This window comes from Saccharothrix sabaoui, assembly GCF_051756985.1.
In the GTDB taxonomy this organism is placed as follows: Bacteria; Actinomycetota; Actinomycetes; order Mycobacteriales; family Pseudonocardiaceae; genus Actinosynnema.
Map to the genome: position 1 here is coordinate 39,516 of NZ_JBPKJK010000065.1, position 8,144 is coordinate 47,659.

5 protein-coding genes are annotated in these 8,144 nt (G+C 76.3%); 3 read left to right on the forward strand and 2 right to left on the reverse strand.

The features are described from left to right. Window positions 1-4 precede the first annotated feature (4 nt). Both ACR807_RS21155 and ACR807_RS21160 read right to left on the reverse strand, forming a co-directional pair. Window positions 5-2,374, reverse strand: coding sequence for a helix-turn-helix transcriptional regulator (locus ACR807_RS21155; RefSeq protein ID WP_438923097.1), 2,370 nt, complete (start codon window positions 2,372-2,374; stop codon window positions 5-7). Next, entirely contained in the window at window positions 2,371-3,690 is a 1,320-nt protein-coding gene (locus tag ACR807_RS21160; protein WP_438923098.1) for an Hsp70 family protein, read from the reverse strand. Before ACR807_RS21160 ends, ACR807_RS21155 begins: the two co-directional genes overlap by 4 nt. A gap of 269 nt (window positions 3,691-3,959) precedes the next feature. Between ACR807_RS21160 and ACR807_RS21165 the strand changes: the two genes are divergently transcribed. From ACR807_RS21165 to ACR807_RS21175, 3 genes are all read left to right on the forward strand, one after another. Continuing rightward, a complete protein-coding gene (locus ACR807_RS21165; protein WP_438923099.1) occupies window positions 3,960-4,877 on the forward strand; it encodes an IniB N-terminal domain-containing protein in 918 nt (305 codons plus the stop codon). 95 nt (window positions 4,878-4,972) lie between these two features. After that, entirely contained in the window at window positions 4,973-6,775 is a 1,803-nt protein-coding gene (locus ACR807_RS21170; RefSeq protein WP_438923100.1) for a dynamin family protein, read from the forward strand. Then, the coding region (locus tag ACR807_RS21175) for a GTPase domain-containing protein (protein WP_438923101.1) at window positions 6,772-8,144 on the forward strand (1,373 nt) is incomplete at its 3' end. The genes ACR807_RS21170 and ACR807_RS21175, both read left to right, overlap by 4 nt.

The following is an 8,144-nucleotide window of genomic DNA, read 5'->3' on the forward strand; positions in this document are numbered from 1 at the left end:
GGGGTCAGCCGACGATCTGGCGGAGCTGGTCCAGCAGCTCCGCCCGGCTCCCGCAGCCCAGGCGCTGCCGGATGCGGGCCACGTGGTGCTCGACGGTCTTCGCCGAGATGAACAGCCGGTCGCCGACCTGCTTGTAGGTCATGCCCCGCACGACCAGCTCGGCCACCTCGCGCTCGCGGTCGCTCAGCTTGCCGCCGTCGTGCTCGACCACCGGCTCGGGGGCCTTGGCGCGGGTCGTGCCGCCGGCCGGGCGGCCCTGGAGCAGGCGGGCGCAGTCCAGCAGCCGCACCATCGCCGCCCGGTCGGACGTGCGGATCGCCGCCTGCCCGGCCAGCCGGGCCGCGTCCCACCAGTGGCCGACCGCGTGCAGGCCGCGCGCCGCGTCCTCGACCCGGTCGGCGTCGACCCGGCCCGCGAGGACGTCGAGCCAGCTGTCCGCCGCCGACGACACCACCCCGGCGTAGCGGCTGCGGTCCTTGACCGCGGCCAGCGACGCGGCGTGCTCCTCGGCGGCGGGCGTCTCCTCGGCGGTGACGGCGGCGTGCAGCGCGCTCCAGTGCAGCGGCACGCCCCACAGCGGCGGGTCGCCGAGCGCGTGCAGCAGCCGCCGGGCCTCGGCCAGGTGCGGCGCCAGCCGGTGCTGGTCGCGCATCCGGGCCGCCGCCGCCGCGAACTCGCCGAGCGGCAGGAACGTGAACAGGTCCACCGGGTGCCGCAGCACGGCCTCGCACGCCTGCTCCCACGTGCGCCGCAGCGTGGCGAGGTCGCTGTTGCGCCGGGCGATGCCGACCTCCAGCGCCACCGCGAAGACCCAGTCGCGCGGCTCCAGCGGGCGACCGGCCTTGCGCAGCGCCACCAGGGTCTCCCTGGCCTGGGTCAGGTTGCCGCGCAGCATCGCCACCCACGCCCGCAGCAGCCGGTGCCGCACGCCCATCAGCGCGCCGCCGAGCGAGGTGGCCACCGCCCGGTCCAGCACGGACTCGGCGACCGGCAGCTCGCCGCCGTGCAGCGCGACGAGCGCGGCCAGCGCGGCGGGCGAGTCCGGCAGCAGCACGGCGCGCCCCGCCGGTTCCAGCAGCCCGGCCGCGCGGACCAGCGTGGACAGCGCGGTGGTGGTGGCCCCGGTGACGGACTCCACGACGCCCTGCGCCATCAGCGACGCGCCGCCGTCGAGCATCGTGGGCGGCGCGACCGGCAGGGGTTCGGCCGGCAGCCGGCCCGTGCCGACCTCGCCGATCACCGCGAACGCGGTGGACGTCGAGCTGGGCGACCAGCGGTGCAGCTCCGTGGCGCGGGCCAGCTGGCCGCGGTGGGCCAGGGCGATGGCCGCGACCTCGGCCGCCGGGCCCCGGTGCGCCGGGTCGGACGAGATGACCTGGTCGGCGAGCCGCAGCGCGGCGTCGAGGTCGCCCGCCATCGCGGAGGCCACCGCGCGCCGCACGGCCACCTCCGCGGACGGCGAGCCGACGGCGGCGAGCAGCCGGGCGGCCAGCGCGGGGTCGGTCGGCAGCGCCTCGGCCGCCGCCGCCTGGAACGCCGCGCCCATCTCCGGCCCGGCCACCCCGAGCAGGGGCCGCACCAGCTCCAGCACCGGCCCGCCGGAGCGCAGCTGGAGCTCCGCGAGCCGCTGCCGCACGGCGATGCGCCGGTCGGTGCGGCTCAGCGCGGCCACGGCCAGCCGGGCGACCGGCAGCAGCGTGCCGTCGGGCGCGAGCAGCCCGGTGGCGCGGCCCGCCTCGATCACGTCGCCGACCGCGTCCACGTCGCCGCCGAGCAGCCCGCCGAGCAGGTCGAGCCGCAGCGCCGCGCCCGCCTCGGCGGCCAGCAGGAACTTCTGCACGTCGGCGTCGAGCCAGTCCAGGTCGGCCCGGAAGGACGCCACGACCTCCGGCGTGACCTCGGGCGCGGTGATCCCGGCGAAGCGCCGCACGAACCGCGGCACGCCCCCGGTCTGCCGGTGCACGAAGTCGGCGAACCCGCGGGCCGGCGCGGGCAGCACGCCCCGCACCTGGTCGCGGGTGAGCGGTTCCAGCGCCAGCGCGGGCCGGACCCGGCCGAGCGACTCGGCCAGCGCGGACAGCGCCCGCGACCGGGGCCACGGCCGGTAGGCCACGACCACCGCGTCGTCACCGCGCTCCACGCGGGCGCGCAGGGCGAGCAGCTCGGCGTCGGGCAGCAGGTGGGCGTCGTCCGCGGCGGTGACCGCCAGGCCGGCGTCCTCGCACGCCCGCACCACCTCCCGCAGCACGGTCGTCTTGCCGTACCCGCCGGGCGCGACGATCCCCAGGCAGGGGGCCGCGCCGGCCGCGACGGCGTCCAGCACCCCCGAGACCTGCTCGGACAACACCGGGTGCGCGATCATGATCTGGCTCAACGACCGTCCTCGTGGTCACGGGCACGACGCCGGCCGCCGGTGGCCGCGAGGGCGCGCACGACGCGCTTCACCGTGCGGCGTTCCGGCAGGTCCAGCGGCGTGATGTCGACGGGTGGGCGGGGCGGTGGCGGCGCGGCGACGTCCGCGTCCGCCGCGTCCGGGCCGCCCACGGGGAAGCGCAGCAGCGGGTCGTCGTCCCGCACCATCACCGACGTCTCGAGGGGTTCGGGCTCCACCTCGGGGCCGACGACGAGCCGCCGGGCCGCCAGCGCCGCGCCCTTGACCACCGAGGTCTCCGGGGCGGCCTCCAGCACGACCCGGCCCGGCACGGCCGCCGCGACCAGCGGGATGCGGGCGCTGCCGCCGACCAGCACGGTCGTCCCGACGCCGCCGGCGCCCGCCACGAGCCGCGCGTACGCCGCCGCGGCCTGCTCCACCGCGGGCCGGACCAGCTCCTCGAACCGGGCCCGGGTCAGCGGCACGTCGACCCGCCCGGACGGCAGGTGCACGGGGATCGACGTCTCCACCGTGCCGGACAGCAGCCGCTTGGCCGCCTCGCAGTCGCGCCGCAGCCGGGCGAACAGGCCGCGGGTGCGCGGGTCGTCGGCGTCCAGCTCGTCCAGCTCGCGCCCGAGGGAGGCCCGGACGTGCGCGAACACGGCGTCGTCGAAATCGGCGCCGGCGGGCTGCTCGACGCCGTCGAGCGCGGCCACCAGCTCGAAGTCCCGGCCCACGACGGCGGCGGCGGAACCGTGGCTGCCCAGGCTGAACACGCCCAGCGGGGTCGGGCCGTGCGGGAACGCGTCCGGCCCGCCGGCGCGCGGCCCGGCGAACGCGTGGTTGTGCGCGGCGGCGACCGGTTCGGGGACCAGGGAGGCGTCCACGCCGAGCGCCCGCAGGGCCCGGTGCGCGAGCCCCCTGGCGTGCGGGCCCCACCCGACGGGGTGGGCGAGCACGACGTGCTCGGGCGGTTCGCCCTCGCGGGCCGCGACCTGGTCGACCACCCAGCGGACCAGCAGCGCGGTCAGCTCCTCGGGCGTGCACGGCTCACCGCCGAGGACCACGGGCACGGTGTCGCCGACCCGGCGGGCGAACCCGGTGGCGGTGCAGCGCGGGTCGCCCGGCTCGCCGACGGCGAACGCGCCCCGCGGGGTGAGCTGGAGGACCGAGGCCACGCCGCCGCCCGGACCGCCCAGGCCCACCGGCTCGGGTTCGGCCCGCCCGGCTCCGGTCAACCTGCACACGGCCGCCGCGGTGCGCGTCGTGCCCACGTCGACCCCGAGGACGTACGGCAACTCGGAGCCTCCTCTGCTCACCCGATCGGGATAAGAGCAACACCTACAGGGATCACGAGGAGGTCACAACCGCATCCCCTAATCCCCTAGGGAGTGAACGACTATCACCCCATCGTGGATGCGGTATCTACTGGGAGTAATCCCCGATGGCCGGTGATCCCCCCGGTCGTAGCGTCGTCCCCGGCGCCGGGCTCCCCCTGCCGGCCCGCGCTCCCCGCGGTCGCCACCCCGACGCCCGCACCCGGCGCTCGCACCCCGACGCCCGTCACCCCGACCTGGAGCACAGAGACATGGGCACCAGCCCCACCACGCTGCACGACTTCGTCCTCGACCTGCTGAGCGACCCGACCGCGCTGGCCGACTTCCAGGCCGACGCGGCGGGCACCCTGGCGAAGGCGGGCCTGGGCGACATCAGTGCCCTGGACGTGCAGGAAGTCATCCCGCTGGTCCTCGACTACGTGCCGACCGGGAGCCTGCCCGCTCTCGACGGCCCGCTGCTGGAGGACCTGCCGCTGGACCTGGCCGACGCCGGGCACGCGGGCGCCATCTTCCGGCTCAAGGCCGTCACCGACCAGATCGCGCTGTCGGGCGCGACCGGCGCCGGTGACGTCAAGGCCGCCGTGGCGGGCACCCTCAGCGCGGACGCCGACGGCCTCACCGTCTTCGGCGGCGTGTCCAGCTGGGACCTGCTCGACGCCTCGGGCTCGGCCGAGCTGACGGTGCAGGGCGACTTCTCCGCGGTGAACGACGTGACCGGCACCCTGGACGGCACGCTGCACACCGCTCACGGTCAGGTCGCCGACCTGACCTCCACGGCGACCGGCGGCCTCGACGGCGCCGTCGCCACCGCGGGTGGGGTCACCGGCTCGCTGCCCGGCGCGGACAGCCTGACCAGCACCGCGTTCGGCTCGCTCGACACGCTGCACGGCGTGGTCGGCGACGTGACCGGTGGCCTCACCAGCTCGCTGCCCACGAGCGGCCTGCACGACACCCTCGACCTGGACGCCTCCTTCCAGGGCCTGGGGCAGCACCACTCCTTCGACGGCGACGCCCCGCTGACCGCCGTCCACGACACGGTGGGTGCCGTCGCGCACACGACCGGTGTCGAGGACGTGGTGAGCAACGTCACCGGCACGGTCCACGGCGCGGTCGGCGGGCTCGACCTGCCGGTCGTGGACTCGCTCGGCGTGGACGACCTGCTGTTCTGACGCCGATCCGGGACCCGGGGGCCGGCTCCGTCCGAGGGACGGGGCCGGCCCTCGCTTTCGCTCCGCCCCCGAGTGGCGGCACACTCTTCCGGGTGATGTCCGCGCCCTGGCTCGACGTGCTCGACGACACGATCCGGGCTTGCGCCGCGCACAACCGGCCCGACCTGGCCGAACGGTTGCGCGAGAAGCGCGCCCGCCAGCTGGACCCGAAGCTCCGGGTGCTCGTCCTGGGCGAGCCCAAGCAGGGCAAGAGCCAGCTGGTCAACGCGATGGTGAACGCCCCGGTGTGCGCGGTCGGCGACGACGACACGACCGCCGTGCCCACGTTCGTGCAGCACGCGGAGACGCCGTCCGCGGCGCTCGTGCGGGGCGCGACCATCGCGAACACCCCCACCGAGCGCATCCCCGTGCCGCTGGACGAGCTGGGCAGCGCCGCCCGGGGCCTCGGCGGCGACGTGGTGCGCGCCGAGGTCGGCATCCCGCGCGCCCTGCTCGGCTCCGGCCTCGTGCTGATCGACACGCCGGGCGTCGGCGACCTGCGGCCCGCGCACACCGCCAGCACGTTCGCCGCCCTGCTCCAGGCCGACGCGGTGCTCATGGTGTCCGACGCGACGGCCGAGCTGACCAGCTCCGAGGTGGAGCTGCTCAGGCAGGTCATGACGTCGTGCCCGAACGTCACCGTGGTGCTGACCAAGATCGACATCACGCCGCACTGGCGACGGGTCGCGGAGCGCAACCGGGCGCACCTGGCCCGCGCGGGCGTGGCCGTGAAGCTCGTCCCGGTGTCCGCCGCGCTGCGGCTGCGCGCCGCCAAGACCGGCGACAAGGCGCTCAACGCCGAGTCCGGGTTCCCCGAGCTGCTGGCGTGCGTGCAGCAGGACATCGTGGCCGCCGCCGACGTGCTGGCCCGCCGGTCCGTCGCGGTCACCGCCGCGTCCGCGATCAAGCAGCTCGTCACCCCGGTCCGCGAGGAGCTGTCCGCGCAGGGCTCGCGCCGCGCCGAGGACACCCTGGCCGCGCTGAACGAGGCTCAGCGCCGCATCGACGAGCTGCGCCGCCGGTCCGCGCGCTGGCAGACCGTGCTGGCCGACGAGATGGCCGACCTGCTCTCGGACGTCGAGCACGACCTGCGCGACCGGACCCGGCGCATCCTGCGCGAGGTCGAGCGGACGTTCGAGACCGCCGACCCGTCGCTCGGCTGGGAGAAGTTCGAGGAGTGGCTGGAGGACAACCTCACCGAGGCCGCCACCGCGAACTTCGCCTGGCTGCTGGAGCGCTCCGAGTGGGTGGCCGGGAAGGTCGCCAAGAGCTTCCCCGTGCCGCGCGACGACCTGCTGCCCGGGTCGCTGTTCCCGGACGACGTGCTCGACCGCGTGTCGCCGATGGACAAGCCGCTGATCGAGGAGTTCAGCCTGGCGCAGAAGGCGTTCACCGGCCTGAAGGGGTCCTACGGCGGCGTGCTGATGTTCGGCCTCGCCACCAGCCTCGCCGGGATGCCGCTGATCAACGCGATCTCGCTGGGCGCGGGCGCGCTGTTCGGCGGGAAGTCGATCCTGGACGAGGGCGACCAGCGGCTGCGCCGCCGCCAGGCCGCCGCCAAGGCCGCCGCCGCCCGGCACGTCGACGACTTCTTCATCAAGTTCGGCAAGGACTGCCGCGACGCGACCCGGCTCGTGCAGCGCAACCTGCGCAACCACTTCTCCCGGCTGGCCGAGGAGATGCAGGAGACGCTGCTGGAGTCGGCCCGCAGCGCGCGCCGCGCCGTGCAGGACGACACGTCGGAGCGCGAGCGCCGCAACCGCGAGGCCAAGCGCGAGCTGGACGCCCTGGTGACGCTCTACCAGCGCGTGCAGGCGCTGGCGGGCGGCCAGGCCCCGCCGCTGGGGATCAGCGCGTGACCGGTGCCGTCTCGCTCGCCGACGAGGTGTGGGCGCTGCTGGAGGACGCGCTGGCCCTGTACCGGGACAGCCCGCGCGCGGTGGCGTGGCTGCGCGGGCACCGGCAGCGGTTCACCGAGCCGGTGCGGGTGGCGGTGGCGGGCGCACCGCGGTCCGGCAAGTCGACCGTGGTCGGGGCGCTGATCGGCGAGGAGTTCGCGTCCACCGGGGCGACCACCTGGTACCACGACGGGCAGCAGCCGCGGGCGTGGGCCGGGCAGCACGAGGTGCCCGTCGTGCGGCGCGACGGGCGGGCGTTCGTCGACGCGCCGGACGCCGAGCGGGTCGTGGTCGAGTGGCCGTCGCGGTCGCTGCGGGACGTCACCCTGATCGACACGCCCGGCGGCGCGCCCGTCGAGCAGGTGTACGGCGAGGCCGACGCCGTGCTGTACCTGACCCGGCACCTGCACACCGACGACGTGCGGTTCCTGCGCACCGCGCACGACCACCCGGTGGCGCGGGCCGCGCCGGTGAACACCGTGCTGGTGCTGGCCCGCGCCGACGAGATCGGCGGCGGCCGGATCGACGCGCTGTCCTCGGCCAAGCAGATCGCCCGCCGCTACCGGCGCGAGGCGGCCGTGAAACCGCTGTGCCAGAACGTGGTCGCGGTCGCCGGGCTGCTCGCGGTCGCCGGGCGCACCACCCGCCCCGAGGAGTTCGCCGCGCTGTCGGCGCTGGCGTCGCTGGCCCGCACCGAGCTGGAGGACCACCTGCTGTCCGCGGACCGGTTCGTGGGCGACGACTTCCCCGTGCGGCTGGACCCGGCCGTGCGGCGCGGCCTGGTCGACCGGTTCGGCGTGTTCGGCGTGCGGCTGACCACCACGTTGATCCGCCAGGGGTTCGACACGCAGGTCAAGTTGACCGGTCAGCTCGTGCAGCGCAGCGGCCTGGGCGAGCTGCGCGACTCGATCGGCGTGTACTTCACCGAGCGGCGCGACGTGCTCAAGGCGCGGTCCGCGCTGCTCGGCCTGGACGTCGTGCTGCGGGCCGAGCCCCGGCCCGGCTCGGCCGCCCTGGCCGCCGCCGCGGAACGCGTCCTCGCCTCGGCCCACGACTTCCGCGAGCTGCGCCTGCTGGCCGCCCTCCAGGGTGGCCGCACCCGCCTGCCCGAGTCCCTGGAGGCCGAGGCGTCCCGCCTGGTCGGCGGCCTCGGCACCGACCTGCCGACCCGCCTGGGCATGGAGTACGAGCCCACCGCCGCCGAACTGCGCCACGTCGTCCTCGACACCCTCAACCGCTGGCGCGACCACACCGCCGACCCGACCCTGGACCACGCCCAGCGCCAGGCCGCCGCCGTGGTCGTCAGGACCTGCGAGGCCATGCTGACCAC